Annotated in this window: 27 protein-coding genes and 1 pseudogene; 6 read left to right on the plus strand and 22 right to left on the minus strand. The window is 43.0% G+C overall.

Translation table 11 applies throughout. The features are described from left to right. Positions 1 to 348 (minus strand): annotated as a pseudogene (locus BKN38_RS08085) (hypothetical protein); the annotation flags it as partial. 202 nt (positions 349 to 550) lie between these two features. On the opposite strand from BKN38_RS08085, the gene BKN38_RS11195 reads away from it, so the two are divergent. The 5 genes from BKN38_RS11195 to BKN38_RS08110 are packed head-to-tail and all read left to right on the plus strand — an operon-like array spanning position 551 to position 3,591. Beyond that, positions 551 to 862, plus strand: coding sequence for a hypothetical protein (locus BKN38_RS11195; protein ID WP_066457149.1), 312 nt, complete (start codon positions 551 to 553; stop codon positions 860 to 862). Further along, positions 859 to 1,761 (plus strand): alpha/beta hydrolase, encoded by a 903-nt coding sequence (locus tag BKN38_RS08095; protein ID WP_066457152.1) that lies wholly within the window; start codon positions 859 to 861, stop codon positions 1,759 to 1,761. Before BKN38_RS11195 ends, BKN38_RS08095 begins: the two co-directional genes overlap by 4 nt. A 59-nt stretch (positions 1,762 to 1,820) precedes the next feature. Then, positions 1,821 to 2,324: an NAD(P)H-dependent oxidoreductase gene (locus tag BKN38_RS08100; RefSeq protein WP_070957781.1), complete on the plus strand. Its 504-nt coding sequence runs from the start codon at positions 1,821 to 1,823 to the stop codon at positions 2,322 to 2,324. A gap of 37 nt (positions 2,325 to 2,361) precedes the next feature. Continuing rightward, positions 2,362 to 3,147: an NAD(P)H-binding protein gene (locus BKN38_RS08105; protein WP_082942619.1), complete on the plus strand. Its 786-nt coding sequence runs from the start codon at positions 2,362 to 2,364 to the stop codon at positions 3,145 to 3,147. A 42-nt stretch (positions 3,148 to 3,189) separates the two neighbouring features. Further along, positions 3,190 to 3,591 carry a flavodoxin gene (locus BKN38_RS08110; protein ID WP_233712995.1) on the plus strand — a complete coding sequence of 134 codons (402 nt, stop codon included), beginning with the start codon at positions 3,190 to 3,192 and terminating at the stop codon, positions 3,589 to 3,591. 138 nt (positions 3,592 to 3,729) lie between these two features. Here the strand turns inward: BKN38_RS08110 and BKN38_RS08115 are convergent, their stop codons facing one another. Beyond that, positions 3,730 to 4,674, minus strand: a complete 945-nt coding sequence (locus BKN38_RS08115; protein ID WP_066457157.1) for a hypothetical protein — start codon at positions 4,672 to 4,674, stop codon at positions 3,730 to 3,732. Positions 4,675 to 4,845: 171 nt separating this feature from the next. Between BKN38_RS08115 and BKN38_RS12030 the strand changes: the two genes are divergently transcribed. Continuing rightward, positions 4,846 to 4,968 carry a hypothetical protein gene (locus tag BKN38_RS12030; RefSeq protein ID WP_256325575.1) on the plus strand — a complete coding sequence of 41 codons (123 nt, stop codon included), beginning with the start codon at positions 4,846 to 4,848 and terminating at the stop codon, positions 4,966 to 4,968. A gap of 110 nt (positions 4,969 to 5,078) precedes the next feature. Here BKN38_RS12030 and BKN38_RS08120 read toward each other — a convergent pair whose 3' ends face one another. The 20 genes from BKN38_RS08120 to BKN38_RS08220 all read right to left on the minus strand — a co-directional run bounded on the left by BKN38_RS08120 (position 5,079) and on the right by BKN38_RS08220 (position 22,680). Further along, positions 5,079 to 5,438, minus strand: coding sequence for a hypothetical protein (locus BKN38_RS08120; protein WP_070957782.1), 360 nt, complete (start codon positions 5,436 to 5,438; stop codon positions 5,079 to 5,081). Between the two features lie 123 nt (positions 5,439 to 5,561). Continuing rightward, positions 5,562 to 6,398 (minus strand): hypothetical protein, encoded by an 837-nt coding sequence (locus BKN38_RS08125; RefSeq protein ID WP_066457354.1) that lies wholly within the window; start codon positions 6,396 to 6,398, stop codon positions 5,562 to 5,564. Positions 6,399 to 6,422: 24 nt separating this feature from the next. Continuing rightward, entirely contained in the window at positions 6,423 to 7,031 is a 609-nt protein-coding gene (locus tag BKN38_RS08130) for a hypothetical protein (RefSeq protein ID WP_066457355.1), read from the minus strand. A gap of 16 nt (positions 7,032 to 7,047) precedes the next feature. Further along, entirely contained in the window at positions 7,048 to 7,755 is a 708-nt protein-coding gene (locus tag BKN38_RS08135) for a GTPase domain-containing protein (protein WP_066457361.1), read from the minus strand. Positions 7,756 to 7,817: 62 nt separating this feature from the next. Then, positions 7,818 to 7,946 carry a hypothetical protein gene (locus BKN38_RS12035; protein WP_256325577.1) on the minus strand — a complete coding sequence of 43 codons (129 nt, stop codon included), beginning with the start codon at positions 7,944 to 7,946 and terminating at the stop codon, positions 7,818 to 7,820. 145 nt (positions 7,947 to 8,091) lie between these two features. Then, complete coding sequence (locus tag BKN38_RS08140; protein WP_143000256.1) at positions 8,092 to 8,730, minus strand: hypothetical protein; 639 nt, start codon at positions 8,728 to 8,730, stop codon at positions 8,092 to 8,094. 346 nt (positions 8,731 to 9,076) lie between these two features. Next, on the minus strand, positions 9,077 to 10,912 hold the full coding sequence (locus tag BKN38_RS08150) for an asparaginase domain-containing protein (protein ID WP_143000257.1): 1,836 nt from the start codon (positions 10,910 to 10,912) through the stop codon (positions 9,077 to 9,079). Next, a complete protein-coding gene (locus BKN38_RS08155) occupies positions 10,848 to 11,819 on the minus strand; it encodes a TIGR01212 family radical SAM protein (RefSeq protein ID WP_066457371.1) in 972 nt (323 codons plus the stop codon). The genes BKN38_RS08150 and BKN38_RS08155 overlap by 65 nt, the downstream gene beginning before the upstream one ends. A 233-nt stretch (positions 11,820 to 12,052) precedes the next feature. After that, complete coding sequence (purF, locus tag BKN38_RS08160; protein WP_233713066.1) at positions 12,053 to 13,672, minus strand: amidophosphoribosyltransferase; 1,620 nt, start codon at positions 13,670 to 13,672, stop codon at positions 12,053 to 12,055. 3 nt (positions 13,673 to 13,675) lie between these two features. After that, positions 13,676 to 15,289 carry an ArsS family sensor histidine kinase gene (locus BKN38_RS08165; protein ID WP_066457373.1) on the minus strand — a complete coding sequence of 538 codons (1,614 nt, stop codon included), beginning with the start codon at positions 15,287 to 15,289 and terminating at the stop codon, positions 13,676 to 13,678. Positions 15,290 to 15,862: 573 nt separating this feature from the next. Continuing rightward, positions 15,863 to 16,543: a response regulator transcription factor gene (locus BKN38_RS08175; RefSeq protein ID WP_066457376.1), complete on the minus strand. Its 681-nt coding sequence runs from the start codon at positions 16,541 to 16,543 to the stop codon at positions 15,863 to 15,865. Positions 16,544 to 16,998: 455 nt separating this feature from the next. Beyond that, positions 16,999 to 17,649: a hypothetical protein gene (locus BKN38_RS08180; protein ID WP_066457378.1), complete on the minus strand. Its 651-nt coding sequence runs from the start codon at positions 17,647 to 17,649 to the stop codon at positions 16,999 to 17,001. A gap of 69 nt (positions 17,650 to 17,718) precedes the next feature. Next, positions 17,719 to 17,970, minus strand: coding sequence for a tetratricopeptide repeat protein (locus tag BKN38_RS08185; protein WP_066457380.1), 252 nt, complete (start codon positions 17,968 to 17,970; stop codon positions 17,719 to 17,721). A 153-nt stretch (positions 17,971 to 18,123) separates the two neighbouring features. Then, positions 18,124 to 19,188 carry a 3-isopropylmalate dehydrogenase gene (leuB, locus tag BKN38_RS08190; RefSeq protein ID WP_066457382.1) on the minus strand — a complete coding sequence of 355 codons (1,065 nt, stop codon included), beginning with the start codon at positions 19,186 to 19,188 and terminating at the stop codon, positions 18,124 to 18,126. A gap of 257 nt (positions 19,189 to 19,445) precedes the next feature. Next, the gene (locus BKN38_RS08200; RefSeq protein WP_143000258.1) at positions 19,446 to 20,024 is read right to left on the minus strand and encodes a hypothetical protein; all 579 of its coding nucleotides are present in this window, start codon (positions 20,022 to 20,024) and stop codon (positions 19,446 to 19,448) included. Beyond that, positions 19,993 to 20,652, minus strand: coding sequence for a hypothetical protein (locus BKN38_RS08205; RefSeq protein ID WP_066457394.1), 660 nt, complete (start codon positions 20,650 to 20,652; stop codon positions 19,993 to 19,995). The genes BKN38_RS08200 and BKN38_RS08205 overlap by 32 nt, the downstream gene beginning before the upstream one ends. 33 nt (positions 20,653 to 20,685) lie before the next feature. Next, positions 20,686 to 21,099 (minus strand): hypothetical protein, encoded by a 414-nt coding sequence (locus BKN38_RS10720; protein ID WP_143000259.1) that lies wholly within the window; start codon positions 21,097 to 21,099, stop codon positions 20,686 to 20,688. 175 nt (positions 21,100 to 21,274) lie between these two features. Then, positions 21,275 to 21,646: a hypothetical protein gene (locus tag BKN38_RS08210; RefSeq protein ID WP_066453346.1), complete on the minus strand. Its 372-nt coding sequence runs from the start codon at positions 21,644 to 21,646 to the stop codon at positions 21,275 to 21,277. An 84-nt stretch (positions 21,647 to 21,730) separates the two neighbouring features. Further along, on the minus strand, positions 21,731 to 22,099 hold the full coding sequence (locus BKN38_RS08215) for a hypothetical protein (protein ID WP_066453343.1): 369 nt from the start codon (positions 22,097 to 22,099) through the stop codon (positions 21,731 to 21,733). A gap of 140 nt (positions 22,100 to 22,239) precedes the next feature. Next, entirely contained in the window at positions 22,240 to 22,680 is a 441-nt protein-coding gene (locus BKN38_RS08220; RefSeq protein ID WP_066453340.1) for a hypothetical protein, read from the minus strand. Positions 22,681 to 22,798 lie beyond the last annotated feature (118 nt).

Consider the following 22,798-nt stretch of genomic DNA (forward strand, 5'->3'; position numbering starts at 1 on the left):
CCCCCCCCCCCCCATTTTAGAAGTTTTGTAAAAACTTAGCGAATCCCTATCAAAAAAACCAAAACTACTTTGCGTAAAATTACGCTCAATAGCTCTTTTTACCGCAATACTTTGCACATAATCACCAAGATTTCTCCCGCCATAAATATTATGGCTTCTGTAGTCAAGAATTATAAAATGATTATTTTTGTCTATAGCGTTTTCTTGCTTTTTGCCAAGGATTCTTTCATGATGATAAATAGCATCCATATGGGTGCCATATATTCCAGAACAATAAAGCTCATTTTGAAATATCTTATTAATTCGCACCCTAATTGCATGTTTAATCTTTTTTATTGGATTTTGCATTTTAGCTCCTTGTGATTATTGCAGAATTGTTAAAACAACTGCACGCGTCCAAACTTCCACGCGTCCAAACTTCAATGAAAACATTATAACAAAATTTGAATTTTTTGCCAATTTGCCTCTTGACAGATAGCTACTATCTCCTTTATAATCTCGAAAGTGAAAAATCAGATTCACTAAAAACGACAAAATCTAAGGAGACAAAATGTTGCAAGACAAATTTTTTGGACTAAAAAGCGCGATGGTCGCACTATGCTTCATCGTAGCAAGCACAAATAGCGCAAGTGCCGCGAGCACTACAAATGCTACAGACACCACAAAGGCAGAATCTAAAAATTCTAAAGACGCCAAAGATTCTAAGGGCGCCAGAGATTCTGGGGATTCCAGAGATTCTAAAAATTCTAGAGATTCTAGAGATTCCAAAAACGCCGCCGCAGATACCGGCGAAGGGCGGCTATTTCCCAAAAGCGCGGCTGCAAAATTGCAAAAAGTGAGTTTCAAAATCAGTATGATATGAAGGTCGCAGGCAATCTTTTCACCCCTAGCAATATGAAAAAGGGGCAGAAGCTCCCTGCTATCGTGGTCGGACACCCGATGGGAGCGGTCAAAGAGCAGGCAGCGAGCCTCTATGCGTCCAAAATGGCGGAGCTTGGCTTTGTCGCGCTTGCGATTGATTTGAGCTTTTGGGGTGAGAGTGAAGGCACACCGCGCAATAGCGTGCTGCCCGATGTGTATGCGGAGGATTTCTCTGCGGCTGTGGATTTTCTAGGCACGCGCGAATTTGTGGATAGGGAGAAAATCGGCGCGATTGGAATCTGCGGAAGCGGGAGCTTTGTCATTTCTGCGGCAAAGATTGACCCGCGCATTAGGGCGATTGTGACGGTTAGCATGTATGATATGGGCGCGGCAAATCGCGATGGGCTAAATAAGGCGGTAGATTTGCAAACGCGAAAAGCAATCATCGCACAGGCTGCAAATGCGCGCTGGGCGGAGTTTGAAGGTGCAAAAAGAGAGCTTACAGGCGGCACGACACTAGAGCTAAATGATGAGACAGATGCAATCCAGCGCGAATTTTATGCCTATTATCGCACGCCACTTGGGGAATTTACCCCAAAAGGTGCTACTAAGCAAAGCACGACAAAGCCCACGCTAAGCTCAAATACGAAGTTTATGAACTTCTATCCTTTCAATGATTTAGAGCTCATTTCACCGCGCCCACTGCTTTTTATCACCGGCGACAAGGCGCATTCTAAGGAGTTTAGCGAGGATGCATATAAAAAAGCCAGCGAGCCAAAAGAGCTTTTTTATGTCAAAAACGCCGGGCATGTGGATTTGTATCACGATGTAAATTTGATCCCATTTGAGAAAATCGGCGCGTTTTTTATCCAGAATCTCAATGCGAAAAATCTCAAATAGATTCCAGAATCCAAATTCGCAGAATCTAAATTTCCAAAATCCAAATTCAAGGAGACAAAATGAAAACACTAGTGCTATTTTCACACAGCTATTTTAAGGATTCTAAGGTTAATAAGGCGCTTTTAGAGGCGCTTGGCAAGGAGCAGGGCTTTGAAATTCATAACCTAAACCTTGCCTATCCGCAGGGCAAAATCGACACAAAAGCCGAGCATGCACGCCTAAAAAGCGCGGAGAAAATCCTCGTGCAATTCCCCATCTTTTGGTATAGCACGCCTAGCATTTTCAAGGAGTGGCAGGATGAGGTTTTGACGCCTATTTATGAGGAGAGAAGCGCGCTTTTGCGGGATAAAAAGGTGGGCTTTGTGCTTACTGCGGGCGGCTCGGTGAGCGATTTTAGCGAGCTTGATAGCGCGAGTGAAAGCGGGATAGAGCGCATGATGTTTCCGCTAAATGTGAGCTTTGAAGGCGTGGAAGCAAAAGTGGCGAAACCCTTTGTCATTTTTAGCGCCAACGCGCAGAATCTACCTTTGCAAGAGTATCTAAACTATGCGAAAAATTTCTAAATTTTGCAAAGATTAGAAAAGATCAAAAGGAGAACCCATGAAAATCTCACGCAGGAAATTTGTCGGTGGCGTGGCGATGGGAGTGATGTTTTTGAGCGCATTTCACATGCTTGATGCGTTTGAAGCGCCCACAAAAAGCGCGCCAAAAGTCCTCATCATCGGCGCAAATGGACGCATAGCCAAAATCGTCGAAAAGCGCCTGCTAGCTGAAAGCGCGCTTGATTTAAGGCTTTTTGCAAGAAATGGCAGCAGGCTAGAGAATCTAAAAAATAGCCAGAATCTAGCAAATAATCAGAATCTAAAAAGCGCGCAGAATCCAGAGAAAAACCAGAATCTAGCAAGCGATCGAGTCGAAATCATCGAGGGCGACGCGCTCAAAAAAGACGACCTGCTACAAGCGATGCAGGGCGTGGATATCGTGTATGCAAACCTCGAAGGCAAGCTTGGCGAAATGGCTAGCAATATCATCTGGGCTATGGAGCAAGCGGGCGTGAAGCGGCTTATTTGGATTAGCTCGCTTGGCGTTTATGGCGAGGTGAATGCCTATGAGCTAGCAAAAGTTAGCCCGTGGCTTGGCGAGCATAAAAAAAGCGTGGCGCTAATCGAGCGTTCCAGCATCGATTACACCATCATCCGCCCCGGCTGGCTCAGCAACACGGATATTATCGACTATGGACTCACGCAAAAAGAGCAGGATTTTATTAATCCTCAACAATATGTCTCGCGCGCAAGTGTTGCAGATCTCATCGTCAAAATCTGCTTAAATCCCTCGCTTTACAATCGCGCTAGCCTTGGAATCCACGCACTAGAATCCAAAAAATAAGCCACCAAAAACCCTCAAGCAACCAAAAAACAAGGAGTGCAAATGAAAATTTTAGTCGCGTTTTTTAGCGCAAGTGGCATCACCAAAGAAGTCGCGCAAACAATCGCTGGCGTAGCAAATGCCGATATTTTCGAGATCGCCCCGCAGACGCCTTATAGCAAAGCAGATCTCGACTGGACGAATGAGACAAGCCGCACCACACTAGAATCTAAAGACAAGGCATCGCGTCCAAAAATCGCCAAAAACATCGATGTAAGCGGCTATGACGCCATCCTCATCGGCTTCCCGATATGGTGGTATAGCGCGCCACACATTATCAATTCGTTTCTAGAATCCCAAGATTTTGGCGGGAAAATCATCGTGCCATTTTGCACGAGCGGGGGCAGCGATCTGAGCGGCGCACCAAAAGATATGCAAAAAAAGCGCGCCAAATGCGGTGTTTAAAACGGGGCGGAGATTTAACTTTGGCGAAAGCAAATCGCATGTGCGAAACTGGCTAAGAGATCTTGGACTAATAGAATAAGCTTGCGATAGCGCTTTGCACAAGCGCGCAAAATTTTATAATCTTTGCATTTTAGCATTTTAGCCTCGCGTCGGCGGTCGTATAGCCCATGTCAGCAGCCAAAACACCCCAAGCGGCAGCACGATGCTAGTAAGCAAAAATATCGCTGTCAGCTCAAGCAGCCTATCCACGATATTATCGATAGAATCAACGATGTTATTAACCTTCGCGAGCGCCTCATCTTTGGTGCGCTCAAAGTGGCTCGTCGCGCTGTTGGTGAGCTCTTTTGCATCGCGCATCAAAGAATCGATAAAGCCTAGTTTTTCTTGGCTTGTCTGCGGTTTGGTTTGAGGCGCGTTTGTGCTGTTTGGCTCGATAAGATTTTGCATATTTTGCAAATCTTTTTGACTTGATTGGAGCAATTCTATATTTTTATTTCTTTTTTGCTCGATATAGCCCTGCTGCAAAAAATCACTCACGAGCGCGCTAAAAGGGAAAAATAGCCATAAAATAAGCGTAAAGCGCAGTAATCGCATAGACAAACCAAATGCTGATTTTAAACCAAAAAAGCTCGCAAGATAGAGCAGCAAACAAATAGGAAACAATACTTTCAAACACACAAAGCTTAAAAATCCAAGTCCAAGCTGCTGCAATAATAGCATCAAAAGCAATGCGAAAAGCACATTTGCTATGCGCTCAAGATTATCACTAATCACGCTCAAAAGCTCGCCCGGAGCGAGACTTATGCCTATCCCAAAAGGCGCGAAGCTTATCTCGCCGCGCTGGATTATCGATGCTGTTTTGCTAGCAAGCTTGACAATCGCCCAAGTGGCTGCGATTTTGGCGATGCTATCATCATAATACCTCGCACTCACGCGCTCCATATCGCCGATAATAAAAATATTTTTATTTGCATCTTTTTCACCTATTTTTATAGGCAAAAGTAGCAAAAATAGCAATAAAAAGCATACGATTAGTGGTTTGTAATAAGTTTTTAGAAAATTTTTTATTTTTGTGGTTTTCATGGCGCTCTTCCTTATGTTTTATGCGGTTTGGATTATATCAGATTTTGTGCCTTTGGATGATGATTGCTCGCGCTAATATGTGGCGAAAAATCTTAAAATCTCGCGTTTGGTTGGTGCTTTGGCTGGATTTTGGCACGCGTTTAACGCTAGGATGAGTGTGTTAGTAGGTTTTTGGATTTCGCCACGCCTAGATCAAATGAGGGGATAAAATCCAAGCCAAAATCTAGTCTGGAATTTAAAGCAGATTCTGCATTTGCGCGCATAGAATCCGAAGTAGAATCCGCGCGGGCGTAAAAAAGCTAGAATCTAAGCTAGCATCCGCGCGGGTATAAAAAAGCCAGAATCTAGCCTAAACAACCCAAGCAGCCTAGTCCAAGCCTACAAGCCAAAGCATTTGCGCGAGGCTATACCGCTTGCGCTGCTGTTTGGGTGAGCGTGAATCCATGCTTCATAAAATACAGCGCGACAAATCCCAAAATCCCCACGATAAAATATCCCACAGATAGTATCATAATGATATCATCTCTGTGCGCGTGCTTGACAATAGCCACTATAAACAAAATAAGCGAGCTGATACCCCAAATCCACGCGATGACGCTAAACACGATGCCCACCTGCTCTGGCACAGCGATAGCATAAATCGTCACAAAAACGCCAACCACAGCAGCCAAAAACGCACCAATAGTTATTACTACGCTGGTTGCGATTATCGCCAAAGCTACTACCAATATAGAAACAAACACTATGCTAAGAAAATAAAACATTTTAAACTCCTTTAAGTCGAGAAATGATCGTTTGGCGCTGGATTTGATATATCAGATTCTAGCCGCCTTGCCAGCGCGACACAAGGCGGGTAATGCTAGAATCCGAAAAGTGCGCTAAAGATTCTAGTTAAACACAAGCTTTATGACAATTTCTTTTCTTGAGTATTGCATAGATTCTTCCGCGGATTGGCTATTGTATTTTCCGCCAACCATTTTTTCGAAAATAGGAATATATGGATGCGCCTCTATGTGATTAGAAAAGCTAGTATATTCCTTGTTCATGGTAAAGTTTTCCATTCTTAAGACTACAACCACATCATCGCACTCGCCAGATGACAAAAATCCTTTAATTGCCACTGGAATAATCCCCGGGAATATCTCAATATTTATCCCTTCACTTTCTATATACTCCGCAAGCTCTTCTTTAGACACTTTAGCCGCAGAACCCACAGCTTTTGAGTGTCTTTCCTCTTTGTCTATGTGCTTGTTTTGCCAGTCTTCAATTCTTGTTTCTGACACATTGATTGATACACCGCTGTTATATCCCGCCCCGCCTTCTGTTTTTGTGCTAGCATTTCGCTTGTTGTCTTTCATAACATATCGGTAACCATCAAACCAATATTCTTTGCAGCCCATCTTTTTGGCAATATCATAAAGCACCCTTGTCATATCTTCAATGAAGAGCCCATCAAATTCATGCAAAGCATAGAATCTGTTTTTGTATAATGGCGATGAAACATAAAAGGCTATCGAGCCATCTTTTTCATCAGGCTTGCTAAATGGAATCCATTGTTTTGTATGAGAGCATTTCACTTTCCAGTTACAGCCCTCTATATCTTTGAAAACTACCAGATTACTCTCTTTGAAACCATCATAAATACTCGGTTGCCAAGTATCTATATCGTGTTTTGTGATTTCATCAACTAGCATTATGATTTTTTTGCCGCTATTTTCTATCATTGTTTCTCCTTTTGTGTTTAGTGGCTACATAGACTTTTTGCTAGAATCTGCAAATTTGCTACGCAAGAAATTTTTAGCATCTACCGCTTTGCTACGCAAAAAAATATTAAGATGCCCTAAGACATCGCATTTATATATGCTGGATATAGCACTTCCAGTAGCACAAATACTACCTATACTAATAGCCATAAATATTTCTTCATCAAATAGCCTGCCTATCAGTGCTCCAGCGATGACTCCTATAGCTGCAAATACTGCTATCTGTATAAAGGCAGCGCGCCTAAGATAGCTATCATAAAGTTTTTGCCATCTTCCAAGAGACAAACCCATAGCATAAAGGGTATTATACAAATCATCGCTTCTCATATCGTCCTTATCCCATATCACTACAGCCTCTCTCAATCTACCAGCATCATCTCTATCTAGATGATAAATGAGGCAGATAAACCAATCTGTTTTTGGGACTTTTTTGATGATTTCATCTTGAGAAAACTTAAAATGAGCCCTGCGCGTAATATCAGAGATTTGGCTTTGGCATTTTTCTTTTTCTTCTCCTTCGACAAGCCTCCCATTTAATACCGTCGTATGAATGCCTTCTGGCAGTTTTTTGCCCTGAACTGTTGCTATTACCATATTTTACTCCTTGTGATTAGTCTCGAATGCCGCTATTTAAAAATTCTACGATAGCTTTGTGCGTATCCAGCCTAGCTTTTTTGTCTGTATATGTTAGGCTGAAAATACGACAAGGAAGTCCAAAGACACTCTCTATTTCTTTTTCTATTTTGGCAGCATTATCTGACTTTATCTTGTCTTTATGTGTCCCAAGCACTTTGATAGTATAGACTAGCTCATAATCTTGAAACATCTCATCGCCTTTTGCCTTGCGCTTGTATATTTCTTCGAGTGTGAGATTTCTCAACTCGCATTCTATATAGTGGTCTAGTTCTCTATTTGGTATTTTTGCAAAATCTTTTCGTCTTCTTGACCACACTCCAAAATCCTTATATAGCTCTTCTTTATACAATTCATATTTGCTGGCATCAAACACATATATGAGCAAATCATCTTTTACTCTAAGCCCTTGCTCTTCTCTTGCTATATCATTCTTAGTCGCCTTTTCTTTATCCATTCCTTGAATATCGCTGCCCTTATATTTTGCGCCTAATGAAAAAGAATATTCTCCCTGCGACATTGAGGCTTCTGTTTCTAGATTTTTCAGTTTTTTGTCATTTAGAAATTTTATCAAACTGCTTTTTCCAGATGCTGGCATGCCAATAATAACCGCCTTTAGCCGCCTAGGCTTAAAAAAAGACCAAACTCTCTTTCCTATTTTACCAATGCCATTCAAAAAACCCATTTTTTCTCCTTTTTCAAGTAAATTTCAATCTCGCTTTTTGGGTTAAAAAGCGAGGTAAAAATTTACTTTATCTTGGCGTTTTGCGCTTCAGTCACTTTTGCTACTTTGGCGTTTTTGCATCCCAGCATATTTCCGCTTTGGTTTTTAGCTCCCATCACACTTATTGCTCTGGCGTTTAGCTCCAACCACATTTACCACTTTTGCGCTTTTATACTCCAGCTACTTTTGCCGCTCTTGCTTTTTGCTTTCTTCGCTTCATCTTGCTTCCATTACTTTATTTTTCTGCCTTTGCTTGATTTTATCGCCTGCTAGTTTTATCATTTGCTCCCGCCTGTATCATCCCCCGCCCTTGTCCGCCCATTGCGGGCAAAAAGTGCTTGAGAAAAAGCAGCAAATATTTTGGCGGGGTTTTATAGCGCAGGATTTTATAGCGCAAGTTTTTGTGAAGTGGGATTTTGTGAAGGGGGATTTTATAGAGTTTGTGCGGCAAAAATTTATGTCGCAAGAATTTGCGCGCCAAGCGTTTGTGCGCCAAAAATATTGCAGATTCTCGATAGCATTTTGCAAAGTCTTGGCAAGACTTTGCAAATTTTGGCAGGCATTTGGCGAGTCTTTAATGATGCTTGGCGGATTATTTTTGATGATATTTCGCAGATTTTTTATCGCGTTTGATTGGCTTTTGCTAGCGCTTTGCAAGCTTTGGATGTCGCAAAGTTTTGCGCGATTGCGTATATTGCAGATTTTGGCAAGGGCGAGACGCGCCACAAAGCAGTGCAGCCCAAAAGCGCCAAAAAGATTAGAGGTTACCCCCCCCCCCCCAGATTTGCGCGCGCGGAAGTCATCGCAAAAAGCCACAGCCAAAGCCGCAGAATCCAGCGATTTCAGCCTGCAAAAGCGTGCAGCTAGCGCTGTGTGAAAGGCATCTGATAGGCATTTTCTAGGCATTTTGCTGCTCCACATTTTACTATTCTGCATTTTTGCTATCCCACATTTTGCTATCTTGCATTTTTTGCTATCTTGCATTAAAAATAGATTCTGCAAACTCAAAATCCCAACTCCAAATCGCAAAATCCAAAAGCACAAAATCGCAACCCTAAAATCTTGGCTTGAAAATCTTGGCTTTGGCATCTTGGTTTTCATCGCGACTTGGCGCTAGATTCTAGCTATGATGCCAGCCTGCGACAAATTTTCGCGTGATTATAGCAAAAATTTGCGATTTTGTGGCGCTGGGATTTTGCGTTTCGCGATTGGCAAAATGCGCTTGTCGCACTTGTGGCACGCTTGCGCTATTTTGTGCGATGCGCATCATGCGAAGTTTGCGCTAATATGTGGCGAAAAATCTCAAAATCTCGCGTTTGCTTGGCGCTTTGGCAGGATTTTGGCGCGCGTGTAGCGCTAGGATGAGTGTTAGTAAGATTCTCGATTTCGCCACGCCTAGATCAAATGAAGGGATAAAATCCAAGCCAAAATCTAGCCTAGAATCCGATGCAAAATCTGATATAGAATCCGCGCTACATCCCAAACTAGAATCTAGCGCAGAATCCAATCCGCACCCCAAACCAGAATCCAAAACGCTATCCAAAATAGATTCTAAATCTAAGCTAGAATCCAAATCCGCGCGATTGGCAGAATCTAAAGCAAAATCCGCGCGGGTGTTTTTGTCTGTCGCCAAAGCAGAATCTGCGCCGGTGTTTGTGCTGGATTTTTGTTTGTTTGGTTGGCGTGATGATGTGGATTCTGCTGTTTTGGTGGTGGCATCGCTAGCGCAAGCACAAGTGCTAGCATGAGTATTGGCACTAGCGCGCGCATCGGTGCTAGCAAAATCCAGCGGCTGCAAAAGTATCATCCCTTCATCCACCCGAGAGCAGCGCACGATGATGACGCCACTTCGCGCGCTTAGCGCATACAGGGCTTTGGCGGTGTGGCTAGGGATATTTCCCGCGCCAAAGCCCACGATGATAAGCCCTTTTGCGCTAGAATCTACCGCATTAGAATCCACTCCGCTAGAATCTGCCACATGAGAATCTACTTTGCGAGAATCCACTTTGCCAAAATCCCCTGCGCAAGAATCCACCACATGAAAATCTACTTTGCCGCCATCCACCAGCGCGCACGCCTGCATATACGCGCTATCATCTTGCGTGGCATACACCACGCCTACACGCACGCCACTTGCGCCCGCCGCGCCGCTTGCCAGACTAGCGCATGACTCTAGCGAAAAAGGCGTGCGGTGCGTGTGTGGCATAGTATTTACGCGCCTAAAATACACGCGCCCATCGATGATGCTTCCTAGATTCTGCCCGGCAAACGCATGCGGCGCGCTCATGTGCCTTTTTCGCAAATCGCGCGCACTCATTATCACATCATCCATCACCACCAGCACGCCTTTATCGCGCGCTTGTGGCGAGGCGGTGAGATGCAGCGCGTTGTAGAGATTCCTCGCGCCATCACTGCCAAAAGCACGCGCATGCCGCATCGCCGCGCTAAAAACGATGGGCTTTTGCGATGTGGCGATGAGATGCAAAAAATACGCGCTCTCCTCCAGCGTGTCGCTTCCTTGGATGATGAGCGCGCCTAGCATGTCATCGCGCGCGAGCGTGGATTCTACCGCCTGCGCTAGCTGCCACAAAAAGGCATCATCCATATCGGCGCTATCGATATTTGCAAGCTCTTGTATCTCTATCTCTGCGCCGAGTTTGCGCTCAAATGAGGCTTTTAGCATGGCAAAATCATCGCCAGCATCACATATATCTTTGGCGCGGGTGTGCGTGGCGTTTGCGCTTTTTGGCATTTCCTCTTTTGGTGTTTCTTCTTTTGATATTTCCTCGCGCGCGCCTTTAAAAACTTCGCGCAAAATGTCTCTAATACCAAGCGCACCTATGGTGTAGCCCTGCGTGCGATGTGGCGCGCTGGCACTTAGTATCGTGCCGCCAAGCACGATAAGAGCGATTTTTGGCATGCTATTCCTTTTTGGTTTAAACTTTGTTTGGCGCGCGCCAGAATCTAAAAGCCTAGAATCTAAATAGCTAAATCTAGATTCTAGCGCAGAATCCACTCCAGAATCCACCGCGCAAAATCCGCGCCAGAATCCACTAATACACCATCCCCTCTTCCAGCAGTCGCTCGCGCAGTAGGCGCATTTGTATGTTTTTGTCAAAGCACCATTTGGGCGCCAGTAAATCGCCAGAATGCGCGCCCGAGCTTATGCGATGCAGCACGATAGATTCTGGTATTGCCCGTAGCGATTTGACGATGAGCTCGACATAGGATTCTAGATCGATAGGCTCATAGCGCCCCGCCTCATACATCCTCGCAAGCTGTGTGTCTCGCATCACATACAGCGGGTGCAGCTTCAGCCCATCCACGCCAAAGCCAAGCGTGGATTCTAGCGAATGCAGCATCATCTCCTCACTCTCACCCGGCAGCCCATAGATGAGATGCGCGCACACCTTGATGCCGCGCGCCCTAGTCGCTGCAAACAGCGCTTTTGCGCTACTGATAGGAACGCTATGCGCGCGATTTATAAGCGTGAGCGTTTTTTCATACACGCTTTGGATGCCATACTCTAGCCATATTTCATAGCCTTTTTTGACATAGCCGCCAAGCAAGTCCAAAACCGCCTCATCCACGCAATCTATGCGCGTGCCGATACTCATCCCCACCACGCCTTCAAAGCTAAGCGCTTTGTCATAGAGTGCTTGTAGCGTGGAGATGGGCGCGTAGGTGTTGGTGTAAGACTGGAAATACACCATAAATTTTTGCACGCCAAATTTTCGCTCATTAAACTCCGCATGCCAAAGAAACTGCTCTTCTAGCTGGGAGAGCTGGGCTTGCAGTAGTGGGTTTTGCGCGAGATTTTTACGCATCGTGATGGTGGCGGGTAGATTTTGGATTTTTATGAGGCTTGGGCTGAAGCTTTCATTTTTGCAGTAGATGCACCCGCCTTTTGCCAGCGTGCCATCGATGTTGGGACATGTGAAGCCTTGCAGGGATATGGGGATTTTACGCACGCGCGCGCCAAAACGCGCTTGAAAATACCGCCCAAGGCTCAAAATCTCTCGCACAAATGCCTTTCTTATGATTTTTGGATTCTTAGGTTTGGTTTTATTTTTGTCGCTAGAATCTGGGTTTAAGCGTTTTTGATTTTTTGGATTCCGGTTTAGAATCTATGAATCCATTTTTGGATTCTGCCCGCTTAAGTTTTGCCAGCCCCAGAATCTAGTCACTTAGATTCTAAATTTCAAGATTCTAGCTAGCTTTAGATTCCGGGATTTTCAAAATCCCAAACCCCAAGATTCTAGCCCTTTTGCTCGCCGCCATGCACGCCATCTACATACACGCCATCAAAGCACGCTTGGCAATACTCGCTTTTGCCGACACTTTTTTGCAAGCCCTCCAGCGACAAAAACCCCAAATAATCCGCGCCAATGAAGTTTCGCACCTCTTCTAGCGTGTGGTTAGCGCAGATGAGCTGCTTTTTCTCGGGCGTATCCACGCCATAGTAGCAGGGCGAGATGGTGGGGGGCGAAGAGATTAGCAGGTAGATATTGCGCGCTTTTGCTTGGCGCAGGATTTTTATTATCTGCTTGCTAGTCGTCCCGCGCACCACAGAATCATCAATCACGATGATGTCCTTGCCCTCAATAAGGCTAGAGATGGGGTTTAGCTTCAGCCGCACTTTTAGCTCGCGCGCCTGCTGTGTAGGCTCGATAAAAGTGCGCCCCACATAGTGATTGCGGATGATGCCTAGCTCAAAATCGATGCCGCTTTGTTTAGAATACCCAAGCGCTGCCGCCACGCCAGAATCTGGCACAGGGATCACCATATCCGCTTTTAGCTTATGCTCTTTGGCAAGCTGTATGCCTAGATTTTTGCGGACTTCATAGACATTCGCGCCAAATACCTTGCTATCAGGGCGCGCGAAATACACATACTCAAACACGCAGGGTTTTATGTGCTTGGTGGCGTATTTGTAGGATTTGTAGGTGGGGTTGGCAGAGCTTTTTTCAAACACAAGCATTTCGCCCGCCTCGATGTCGCGCACAAACTCCGCGCCGATGAGATCAAACGCGCTCGTCTCGCTCGCCACGATGTAGCCCTGCGTGCCATCTTCGTTTTCTATTTTACCAAGGCTTAATGGACGCAAGCCATAAGGGTCGCGGATGGCAAACATTTTGTTGCGCGAAAGGATGGTGAGCGCAAATGCGCCATCGATTTGGCGGATGGATTCTACGATGCGCTCATGTAGATTTTGGTGTGAGGATTTGGCGATGAGGTGAATCAAAATCTCGGTGTCTAGGTGGCTTTGGAAAATCGAGCCTTCATTGGTGAGTCGCTCGCGTATCGCATCGGCGTTTGTGAGGTTGCCATTGTGCGCGATGGCGATCTCGCCTAGCGAGTAGCGCGCGAAAATCGGCTGGCATTCATTGATGCTATCCTCGCCGGCGGTGGAGTAGCGATTGTGTCCGATAGCGGAGAATCCGCTAAGCTCGCTTAGAATCTGCGGGGAGAAAACTTCTGTGACGAGTCCGTTTTTTTTGTAAAGGGTGATTTTTTTTCTATCACTTGCGGCGATTCCGCTGGCTTCTTGTCCTCTATGCTGCATCGCAAAAAGCGCATAATAGGCATTTACAGAAGCATTTGTGGAGTTGTAAATCCCAACTACTGCGCATTTTTCGCGCCATGCGTTTGGGGCGGTGGTGGTTTGGGTGCTGTTTGGGGTGCTGTTTTGTGTGGCTGGCGCGCTTTGCGTGGCGTTTGGCGCGCATGTGGCAGAATCTAGATTCTGCATGATAGCTGGATTTTTGCGCGTGCTAGCATACGCGCTTATGGTGGTATGTGCGCTTGTGCTGGCAGAATCTAGTTTTGTCATTTGCGCTGGCGTCAAGTGGTTTGGGTGGCTGGTGCTTGGTGGCATGGGCTATCTCCTTTGCTGTGATGTGTGTTGTGATGCGGATTTGGCTCGCGTGGATTTTGGTTGCTCGGATTTTGGTTGTGCGGATTTGGATTTTTGCTGGCTAGATTTTGGTTTTGATTTTGCTGTTTTATTTGTAGTGTCTTTTTTAGATTCTGGTGCTGGTTGTGGCGCGATTTTTGGCGCTTGGTTTGGCGCTAATTTTTTAGATTCTGGCGCGGATTTTAGAGTGTGGATTTTTGTAGATTCTGACTTGGATTCTCGCGTGGATTTTTGCTTGGATTCTGGCGTTTCTTTATTTTGATTTTGGCGCGCTGGGTGAGGATGCTCGCTTTCTTGCAAAAGTCTATCATCTCGCACGGGCTTTTCATATGGCGGGAGCGGGCAGGAGCGTTCGATGATGCAGTTTTCTATGGTGAAGTGATTCACACCCGCGATATGCGCGTATGAGAGCCCGAAGTTTTGCGCATCTAGCGTGTTTTTGATGATATACATTCCTAAGCCAAAGCCTTGAGAATTGGGTTTTATCGAGTCTTTGAAATAGGGTTTGTAGTATTCTTCGATATCCATTTTTAGCGCTTCGCCGAGGTTTGAGATGATGAGATTGTGCCCATCGGATTCTACAGAGACTTTGCCATCTTTGCTGTATTTTATGGCGTTGTCGATGAGATTTTTTACCGACATGGCGAAAAGCTCAAAATCCGCTTTTATAAGGTCGTTTGGCGTGGTGCAGGTGATTGGGCTTTTTTCGAGCTTGTCGATGAGGAGCATTTTTTCGACATAGATGATGAGGTCTTGGAGCAAAAACTCGCTTTTGTGGAGATTGTAGCTTTTGGAGGAGAGTTGTTCGATTTTGGCAAACTCATCTATGAGGCTGTTTAGGCGGTAAAATACCGAGATGAGCCGCTCTCTTTGGGTTTTGTTTTCCACCATTTCAGCGGTGATTCTGCCTTTGGTGATGGGCGTTTTTAGCTCATGCATGATAGAGCGCAAAAACAGCGTGCGCGACTTGTTTAGCGCGTCTATGCGATTTGTGGCTTTGTAAAACTCATTGGCAAGCTCGCCTATCTCGTCTTTTTGCGGGATTCTGCAATCCACTTGCGAATCGCCTTTGGCAAACTTGCGAATCTGGCGACGCAAATAAATCATCGGCAGAAGCGAGCGCATCACCATCACAAAAAGCAAAATCAAAATCGCCGAGCCCATCAAAATGACGATGTAATAATTGACATAAAAGCTTTTCATAGAATCTTTATACAAAAATACCTCATCTTGGCTGACTAATAAAATAAAAATATCTTTGTTTAGCTCAATAGAGCGAAAAAATATGCCCGGTGCGTTGCGCGGGATGTTGCTAGATTCTAGTATCATGCTTTTTAGGCGGTTGTCATTTATTTGGATAAATCCCATTTCTTTTAAGTAGTTTTGTATGGTTTCTAGATCTAGCTGCTGGGATATGATGTGGTTGAAAACGAAGCTTATTTTGTCGTATTTTTGCTTTTCGTTGTCGTTGGCATAGCGCTCGCCTTGGAATTTGAGAAAATAAAACGAGAATGCAAAAAAGCTTCCCATAGCAAAAAGAAATAAAATAGTGATTTTAAAAAATATAGAGTGTTTCAATCAATTCTCCATTTTTATTTTTGGTTGGCAAGTTTTGGCAAACTTTGCCAAACTCTATTTATTTTCGAGCCTGCGGATTTTGCCAAACTCTATCTTGATTTTAGCCTGCAAGTTTTGCCAAATTTTGTTGCTAGCTCCATTTTTATTTTTAACTTGCGAGTTTTGCAAGATTTAGCAAAGCTTTTTGGCTTTAATTTTTTGCCCCTTTTGTGTTTTGGATTTTTGGTTTTGGTTTTTTGCGCTTTTGGATTCTGCGCTTTTGGTTTTTGCCTTTAAAATTTTGCCCTTAAATTTTACTTGGGGGGGCTTTACGCCTTTGGATTTTTGCCTTTTGGTTTTTACGCTACTTGTGGCAGAATCTACTTTTATCTATGCTAGATTCTAGTTTGTGCCTTAAGCTTTTGCGCTTTGTGTTTTTAGATTCTAGCGCCTTTTGTGATTTTTATATTTTATTATAGCGTTGTTTTGTTATTTATTTTTGTCTCTTAGATTCTGCCTTTCGCGCACCTAGCAGAATCTAAAAGCGCTTCAGCACAAAGCACACCAAAGCAGAATCGCGCAAAACACAAGCGCCTAAAACTCCAGCTTATACCCCACGCCGCGCACCGATATGATATGCTTTGGCTTTTTGGGATCATCCTCGATTTTGGCGCGCAGTCGCCCGATGATGACATCGATACTTTTATTTGAGCTTTCTGGGTTTATGGATTCTGACTCGATAGCGATCGCCTCGCGCGAAAATACATTGCCCTTCTTGCTGATAAGCAGCGTCAAAATCTCATACTCCGCGCGCGTAAGATTGAGCTTTTTGTCATGATAATATATCTCGCGGCTGCTTTTGTCGATGCGGAAAATGGGGTTTGGATCTTTTTGCTCTTCTTTGGGCGTTTTTTGGTTGTATCGGCGCAGGAGCGATTGGATTCTCGCTAGCAGTTCTTTGGGATCGTAGGGCTTTGGCAGGTAGTCATCCGCGCCATTTTCAAGCGCTTTTACCTTGTCATCGACATCGCTGCGCGCAGAAGAGATGATGATAGGGATGTTTTTTTGCCTAGCCACGCGCTTGCAGACTTCTAGCCCATCAAGATTTGGTAGCGTGAGATCTAGCAAAAGCAGGTCAAAATGCTTCGCATTTATCGCGCTCATGCCGGTGTATGGCTCATCATAGCTTGTCACATTTATGTCGTGTTTGGCGAGATATTCGCTCAAAATCTCCGCCAGCTCGACATCATCTTCTATCATCAACACTTCTAGCATATCTATCTCCTTGTGTGGAAATCGTGTGTGAAATCGCCAAAAATTGCGAAATGCTATCGAAAATAGGTTGAATAACGCATTAAACAAGTAAGGTTTGGCAATGATGCGCGGGTGAAAATGCCGGGAAAAATGCTTAGTATAGCGGCTAAACGCGCCCAAATAGCAACGCCTAGAATCCAAATCCACCTAGACTAGCCAAATAAGAACTCAAAATAAAATAAAACCCCCAAAATGGGGGAAATAAAAACAGGAAAACAAAAAACGAAACAAGGAGCCTGCTCTAATGTCAAAATGCCTAGAGCAAACATGAAAATCTGGATTTACATAAAAGGAAAGGAGACAAGCCACTGCTGGAGGGGGAGCAGTGACTCAAAGCAGCGGCTAGTATGGAGGGGGTAACTAGCCGCCACTGCCTAAAAAGGCGCGGGAATTATATCTCTTTTTGGTAAATGAACCTAGCTTTTATGCAAAAATTCATCCAGCAGGCACAATTCGTATTGCAAAAAATTGACAACGAGATCAAGCTTCGCCTGCTGGTCTTGAAGCTCTGGCATTTTTAGCCCTTCAAAAAGCACAAGCAATTTTTCTCTAAGATTTTCCAAAAACTCGATGTGTTTGCTATCTAGCTGATAGCCTGCGGTGTTTGGCGGGATGATTTTGCCATTTTTGGTGGGGCTTGATTCTATGCTTGTTTTTGGCAGGCGCGATCTGGCGGGCTTGGTACTTGATTCTTTGGTGCTTAGCTCTTGGGCGCCTTGTTCTTTGATGTTTGGCTCTTTAGATTCTGCTAGATTTTGAGCTTTGGCGACAGCGTTATTTTGGGCGTTTTGCGTGCTTTGGCTAATGCTGGCATTTTGGCTTGCGCTGGCTAATTGATTGGCATTGCCCGCATTTAGCGCGCTTGGATTCTCGGCATTTGTAGCATTTGGCGCACCTTTTGCCACCGCGCTAGAATCCACGCCGAATTTTACAGATTCCGCCCCGCCCCCCGCACCAGAATCCGCAGATTCCGCGCTAGATTCTGCATCAGATTCCACGCTAGAATCCATATTTGCATCCGTGGTTACTTCATCGAGGGTTTGCAGTATGAGATCTTTTAGCTCCATTTTTTACTCCCAGTTTTACTTCCGATTTTACTCTCGCAGTTTTGCTTCCGCAGTTTTACTCCCGCGATTTTACTTCCAGCTCATGAGCCATTGCTCTAGCTTTTGATAGTCTTGCTTTGTCTTGGCATATACAAAAAGCTCGAGTTTATCGCGGTTTAGCCCGCTGAAATTATGCTTTTGCGTCTTTAGTCGCACGAGTGCCGCGCGCGCCTCTTTGTTTTTGGGCTCTTTGCGCAATATCTCTTCATAAATCATTATCGCCTCTTCTTTGTGCCCTTGTATCTCGTATATGCTTGCAAGCGTGCTTGTGTTTATCGACATTTTTTTCCTTGTTTTTTTGGCGGATTTTGGATTCTGCTAAATTATTTTAGATTCTGCCAAACGCTTATTTTGGATTCTGATGCGCGCTTATTTTTATATTTTATTTGCGCGCTGGCGGGGCTAGATCTAGCGCGCCAAGCCAAAAGCGCAAGCCTACCCCCTAGCCACCTCTTGCGCGATAAGCGAGCCCATCTCTTGCGTGCTGCATAGCCGCACGCAGCCAAAGTTTGCGATATCTTTGGTGCGATTGCCAGCTTTTAGCACGCGCTCTATCGCGCCTCGCACAGCATTTGCCGCTTCGATATTATCTAGGCTAGATTCTAGCATCATCGCCATGCTCAAAATCGCCGCGATCGGATTGGCGATGCCCTGCCCTGCGATATCTGGCGCAGAGCCATGTATAGGCTCATACAGCGCGTGCTTCTCGCCCACGCTAGCGCTTGGCAGAAGTCCTATCGAGCCAGTGATTTGGCTCGCTTCATCGCTCAAAATATCGCCAAAAAGATTGCTAGTCAGCAGCACATCAAACTGGCGCGGATCGCGCACTATCTGCATGCTCGCGTTATCGACATATTGATGACTTAGCGATACTTGCGGATAGAGCTTCGCCACCTCGCTCACCACCTCGCGCCAAAGTTCGCTCACTTCTAGCACATTTGCCTTATCCACCGAGCATACGCGCTTACCGCGCTTCATCGCCAGCCCAAACGCCACATGCGCGATGCGCTCTATCTCCTCGCGCGTGTAAATCATCGTGTTATACGCCTTTTCTTTGGTGTATTCGCGCGGCTTGCCAAAGTAGATTCCGCCTATAAGCTCGCGCACGATGACTAGATCCACGCCTTTTATCACCTCTTTTTTTAGCGTGCTAGCATCCAAAAGCTCATCAAAAACAAGGGCTGGGCGCAGATTGGCAAACACGCCAAGCTCTTTTCTTAGGCGCAAAAGCCCGCTTTCTGGGCGCTTTTCTTTGGGTAGATTCTCCCATTTTGCCCCGCCGATAGCGCCAAAAAGCACCGCTTTGGATTCTAGGCAGCCTTTTATGCTCTCTTGTGGCAGCGGATCGCCGCACGCATCAAACGCACAGCCACCCATAAGATACTCGCTAAACTCAAGTTTAAGCGCAAAGCGCTTCATCACTTCGCCAAGCACTTTTAGCGCTTCATCGATGACTTCTGCGCCTATCCCATCGCCTTTTATCACTGCGATTTTATGCATTTTTGCTCCTTTTGGTTTGGCTAGAAAATATGCGCTTTGGCGCGCCAGAATCTATTTGGGGCTATTTTGCGCGCTATTTTACCGCTAGACTAGAATCTATTTTTCGCTATCTAGAATCTATTTTGCCCGCTATTTTATCACCATTTTGCGATAGCATAGGATTAATTAAACCTGATATTATAACCTAAAAACTATTATATTAATTTCTAAATTCTGCTTCTTCTAAATTTTGCTTAGAAGTTTTACCTTTTACATCATCATAGATAAGAATAAAGCATTCCGCAAAACTTTAGTATTTTACGCATTATAGGATGTATTATGGGATTAACAATGTAACTAACAAGGAGAGAGAATGGCAATCCACTTAGTGCTAATACGCCAAATATTATGACTTTGCCTTTATGCAAAGGTCTTGGAGTTTTACCTATTTTACGCATATCGATAAGTTCTACTATACAAAATGCGATAATGCTTCCTATTAAATATGTGGGTATAAAAAATGCAACAATCATGTTGTATTCCGCGTATTCTGCTTCCACAGGATAGTCAATACCAATATCTTCTTTGCGATAAGGAAAATCAAAAGGCACATGCAATGCAATAAAGCATTCAAATAATATAAAGACAATAGCATACCCCAAAAAGTAATATGCTAAAAAACCATCTGAATAAATGGCATTTTTATAAATAAAGCGATTGTAAATATAAAAAATTAGTGTATATGTCAATACAAACCCATATATTGGCTCAAAAATAAAAAATAGCCCAAAACCTAACCCAAATAAAATGCTATCAATCATTGATCTATCCTTTTGTGTTTTCTTGCCATCTTTCATAGGCTTCTTTGTATTTCATTAGCAGCCATTTGCTTTGCTCTTTGATTTCGGTTTTGAGTGCAGCCATGATTTTAGGCATGATAAGCAAAAACCCATCCATAGCTCCAGCCCTCATCTGTTTTGCTTTTTGCTCATCGCTTAAATCCTTGTAAAATACATTTTCTGTCGCAATAAAACCCGACCATTTTGCATAATAAAATCTCACCTCCTCAAAATTTATCCACAAACCACACTTCACATAACCAAATGTTTTTTCAAAAGAAATAATATGCTCGACTCCATTATCATCGATATAATATCTTTTGTATTGTTTGCTAGATAGGATTCTGCTATTTACTTGCTCGGAATCATCTTTGTTTTTATAAAATGCCTCATAGCCATTACTCAACAAGCCTAGCGAGCCTTTTCCATCAGATGATGACTCGGGATATTTATTTTTCACTTCTTTGTATAGCTTATCATCGATGATATAAAGCCCGCTTGTCGATTCGAGCAAACTCTCAAACTTATAATACTGCCAATCCATAAGCGAAAACGAACACCCGCCAGCAAAAAATAGCACCACAAACGCTATTACGCAGAATCTAATGACTCCTTTTAGTGAAAAATATTTTGCGATTGCTTTCATTGTGCGTCCTTTGGCGCGTTTGGTTTTTGTATTTTATTTATGCCAGCTCCCATAAGTCAATATATTGACACCAAATGTAATAAAATTAATAAAAATTGCATTCCAGACAAAAATATTTAATTGGATTTTTTCAAAAACCACCAAAATGCTAGGCAGTATTATCAAAACCCAGCCAAACCATATCAAAAACCAGCCCCACCCAAAACCAAAATCTAAAAAGCGAGAAATATAGGCATAGCCATAAATTGCAATAAAAATGAACCACAAAAACAAGCATAAACTAGCTCTCAAAAAATTTGCACCCAAAAATAAAATACAGACAAAAATACATAAAGCGGCTAAACATATACTTATATAAACTTCAAAAAAACCGCTAGATGAAGGAAATAAATTTACAACAATATGATTTTTAATCATAAAAAAATAACCAAATAATACCAATGCCAAACCCGATGCTTGCGGTATTCATTGTAATAATATAAAGAATTTTATCAGATGTTTGAGTAAGCAGATTATAATTAAAAATTTCTTTTTTAATCATTGTATCTCCTTCGGGATATATTGATATTGACTTTTCATTGGGTGAATATAAATGGTTACAAAGTATTGCATTGGGAATCCCCTAGTTTTTAAAACCACCATTAGCAAGCTCATAAGCTAAAAGCCACCAACAGATTATCACCACTATAAACATAAACCAAAAACTTAACCTATGGATTCTATATTTAATTATATGTTTCTTTTCTAAGAAAAACCAAATATTAAAGAAAAATATAGGACACAGCGTAAAAAGTAAAGCATAATCCCCAAAGCCATTTAAAATATCTATAGAGCTTATCCCTATTAAATCGATAAATAAAAAACCAATAAGAAAAGAAGTGGGGATAAAAAATATAATATAAGACACTACCATCAATTCTAAACATATAGCACAATCCAGTATAAACTTAAAACAATCCAACATAAACTTTTCCCATTTAAATGACTTTTTCATTATCGCATTTCCTTTGGGATATATTGATATTGACTTTTCATTGGGTGAATATAAATGGTTACAAAGTATTGCATTGAGAGTCCCTTATAAATGGCTAAAAAAATAATATCCAAATGCAGCATAGCCTGTCATAAAGATAAAACATAAAATTAAGCTTGCCCTATGTATTTTATAGAAAATATTGATTATAGAAAATGCAATAATACTTAGAGAGAAAAAACCAACAATCAAAATTGCTATATCGCTGATAGTATGAGGATTAATATTAAAAATACACTCTATTGGATATAAAATCCATTCTATTGGATATGTAAGCCACTTTATTGGGAATAAAATCCATCGTAAATCGTCGCTTTTTATTAGATAAGAATATATAAATGGAGATATAATTGCAATATACAAACATATAAAACAATCCAACATAAACTTCCCCCATTTAAATGACTTTTTCATTATCGCATTTCCTTTGGGATATATTGATTATTTTTAGATGCCAAATATTTATCATTGTCAAGCATGCCAAAATACGCACTTTATAATAAATAAATTTACATTACAGACGCCCACTTGCATTCACCCCCACTTACTCGCACTCACTTGCAATCCTCGCAGTATTTTTTGACTATGCGCTCTATCTCATCATTGAGCGAATGATAACCTTTTGGATAGCCTCGCTTTTGCAAAAGTGCCAAACAATGATTTGCCCTATCCTTTTTGAAGTAATCGCTTTCCTTATCTATATACGCCTTTATTTCATTAAGCGGCTCTACTCCATCAGGCGACCTAAATCCCAAAACATACACAATATTGCCAATTTTCGAATCATCCATGAAGTTAAAACTATTAATAGGTGTTCCTGGGTTTGTAAATTTTGTATTTTTTTCTACTTCAAAAAGCTCCAAACAATATCCAACAGCCCATAGTTTATAATATTCTTTTGCATTTTTTTTAAATTTAGATTCCAGAAAAAACACTGTATCTGCCCCAGCATAGGAATATACAACAATAAGCATCATCAACGCTATCTTTTTCATACAATCTCCTTAATCAAGTCCCGATTTAGCAAACTCACTCGCACTTCTTGCAGTGCTGCTTGACTTTGCGTTCCTCCTTAGCCTTGACTATGCGCTCTACTTCGTCATGGTATTCTTT

Origin of the sequence: Helicobacter sp. CLO-3 (assembly GCF_001854545.1) — a bacterium.
Classification (GTDB): domain Bacteria; phylum Campylobacterota; class Campylobacteria; order Campylobacterales; family Helicobacteraceae; genus Helicobacter_B.

Excerpts from the sequence above, each read along its gene's own strand:
- BKN38_RS08130 (WP_066457355.1), bottom strand. The coding sequence starts at position 7,031 with ATGGTAATAGCAACAGTTCAGGGCAAAAAACTGCCAGAAGGCATTCAT.
- BKN38_RS08120 (WP_070957782.1), bottom strand. The coding sequence starts at position 5,438 with ATGTTTTATTTTCTTAGCATAGTGTTTGTTTCTATATTGGTAGTAGCT.
- BKN38_RS08115 (WP_066457157.1), bottom strand. The coding sequence starts at position 4,674 with ATGAAAACCACAAAAATAAAAAATTTTCTAAAAACTTATTACAAACCA.
- BKN38_RS08185 (WP_066457380.1), bottom strand. The coding sequence starts at position 17,970 with ATGTCGATAAACACAAGCACGCTTGCAAGCATATACGAGATACAAGGG.
- purF (WP_233713066.1), bottom strand. The coding sequence starts at position 13,672 with ATGCCACCAAGCACCAGCCACCCAAACCACTTGACGCCAGCGCAAATG.
- BKN38_RS08135 (WP_066457361.1), bottom strand. The coding sequence starts at position 7,755 with ATGGGTTTTTTGAATGGCATTGGTAAAATAGGAAAGAGAGTTTGGTCT.
- BKN38_RS08210 (WP_066453346.1), bottom strand. The coding sequence starts at position 21,646 with ATGAAAAAGTCATTTAAATGGGAAAAGTTTATGTTGGATTGTTTTAAG.
- BKN38_RS08100 (WP_070957781.1), top strand. The coding sequence starts at position 1,821 with ATGAAAACACTAGTGCTATTTTCACACAGCTATTTTAAGGATTCTAAG.
- BKN38_RS08200 (WP_143000258.1), bottom strand. The coding sequence starts at position 20,024 with ATGAAAGATGGCAAGAAAACACAAAAGGATAGATCAATGATTGATAGC.
- BKN38_RS08095 (WP_066457152.1), top strand. The coding sequence starts at position 859 with ATGAAGGTCGCAGGCAATCTTTTCACCCCTAGCAATATGAAAAAGGGG.
- BKN38_RS08140 (WP_143000256.1), bottom strand. The coding sequence starts at position 8,730 with ATGCAGAATAGTAAAATGTGGAGCAGCAAAATGCCTAGAAAATGCCTA.
- BKN38_RS08110 (WP_233712995.1), top strand. The coding sequence starts at position 3,190 with ATGAAAATTTTAGTCGCGTTTTTTAGCGCAAGTGGCATCACCAAAGAA.
- BKN38_RS08175 (WP_066457376.1), bottom strand. The coding sequence starts at position 16,543 with ATGCTAGAAGTGTTGATGATAGAAGATGATGTCGAGCTGGCGGAGATT.
- BKN38_RS08215 (WP_066453343.1), bottom strand. The coding sequence starts at position 22,099 with ATGAAAAAGTCATTTAAATGGGGGAAGTTTATGTTGGATTGTTTTATA.
- leuB (WP_066457382.1), bottom strand. The coding sequence starts at position 19,188 with ATGCATAAAATCGCAGTGATAAAAGGCGATGGGATAGGCGCAGAAGTC.
- BKN38_RS11195 (WP_066457149.1), top strand. The coding sequence starts at position 551 with ATGTTGCAAGACAAATTTTTTGGACTAAAAAGCGCGATGGTCGCACTA.
- BKN38_RS08180 (WP_066457378.1), bottom strand. The coding sequence starts at position 17,649 with ATGGAGCTAAAAGATCTCATACTGCAAACCCTCGATGAAGTAACCACG.
- BKN38_RS08105 (WP_082942619.1), top strand. The coding sequence starts at position 2,362 with ATGAAAATCTCACGCAGGAAATTTGTCGGTGGCGTGGCGATGGGAGTG.
- BKN38_RS08125 (WP_066457354.1), bottom strand. The coding sequence starts at position 6,398 with ATGATAGAAAATAGCGGCAAAAAAATCATAATGCTAGTTGATGAAATC.
- BKN38_RS08205 (WP_066457394.1), bottom strand. The coding sequence starts at position 20,652 with ATGAAAGCAATCGCAAAATATTTTTCACTAAAAGGAGTCATTAGATTC.
- BKN38_RS12035 (WP_256325577.1), bottom strand. The coding sequence starts at position 7,946 with ATGTGGTTGGAGCTAAACGCCAGAGCAATAAGTGTGATGGGAGCTAAA.
- BKN38_RS08220 (WP_066453340.1), bottom strand. The coding sequence starts at position 22,680 with ATGAAAAAGATAGCGTTGATGATGCTTATTGTTGTATATTCCTATGCT.